This is a genomic window from Methylobacterium sp. B1 (assembly GCF_000333255.1).
In the GTDB taxonomy this organism is placed as follows: domain Bacteria; phylum Pseudomonadota; class Alphaproteobacteria; order Rhizobiales; family Beijerinckiaceae; genus Methylobacterium; species Methylobacterium fujisawaense.
Map to the genome: position 1 here is coordinate 1 of NZ_BACT01000182.1, position 982 is coordinate 982.

Consider the following 982-nt stretch of genomic DNA (forward strand, 5'->3'; position numbering starts at 1 on the left):
CGCCAAGGGTCAGGCCGCCTTCGTGCCCTTCGCCGGCACCGACGACCTGACCCGGAGCCATTTCGAGACCCAGGACACGATCGAGATGGGCCAGACGGTCGGGTCCGGCCGCGACTACAATTCCGGCTTCATGGCCCGGCTGGCCGCGGAGCTGACCCGGGTCCGGCCGATCGCTTTCACGGATCAGATGCCGCTGATCTTCCGGGGCGGCGAGACGGTGCCCAACATCGCCATCAACGGCGTCGGCAAGCCCGGCATCGACGACCGGCAGGCGCGCCTCATCGCCGCCATGTACAGCGACACCAAGCTGGCCGCCGCCGTGACCGAGGGGTTCCGGGTGCGCGACGCGGTCTACCAGACGATTTCCGACCATGCCGGTCAGGCCGACCGCGGAGCGGTCTCGCCCAAGGGCTTCGAGCTGTCGGCGCGGCGGATCGGCCGCCTGATGCGCGAGAACTTCAATCTCGGCTTCGTGGATGTCGGCGGCTGGGACACGCACGTGAACCAGGGTGCCGGCACCGGCTACCTCGCCGACCGGCTCGGCGAGCTGGGGCGGGGCCTGTCCGGCTTCGTCGAGGAGATCGGGCCCGGTTGGTCCGACACGGTGGTGGTCGTGCTGTCGGAGTTCGGGCGCACCTTCCGGGAGAACGGCAGCCGCGGCACCGACCATGGCCATGGCAGCGTCTACTGGATCCTGGGCGGCGGCGTCCGGGGTGGGCGAATCGCCGGACCGCAGGTGCGGGCCGACGAGGCGCACCTGTTCCAGAACCGGGACTATCCGGTGCTCACCGATTATCGGGGGCTGCTCGGCGGGCTGTTCCAGCGCCTCTACGGGCTCGATCAGGCGAGTCTGCGCCGGATCTTCCCGAGCGCGGAGCCGGCGGATCTCGCGCTGCTGTAGGGGGCAAGCAGAAGACTGAGGCGTCGCACCCGGCCCACTTGAGACTGGGTATTCGGGGCCGCCGTCCTCGCGAGCGCAGCG

Annotated in this window: 1 protein-coding gene; it reads left to right on the plus strand. The window is 70.3% G+C overall.

Going from position 1 to position 982, the window contains the following annotated elements:
* Positions 1–901: DUF1501 domain-containing protein (locus I53_RS04920; protein ID WP_043347327.1), on the plus strand; the 901-nt coding region annotated here is incomplete at its 5' end.
* Positions 902–982 lie beyond the last annotated feature (81 nt).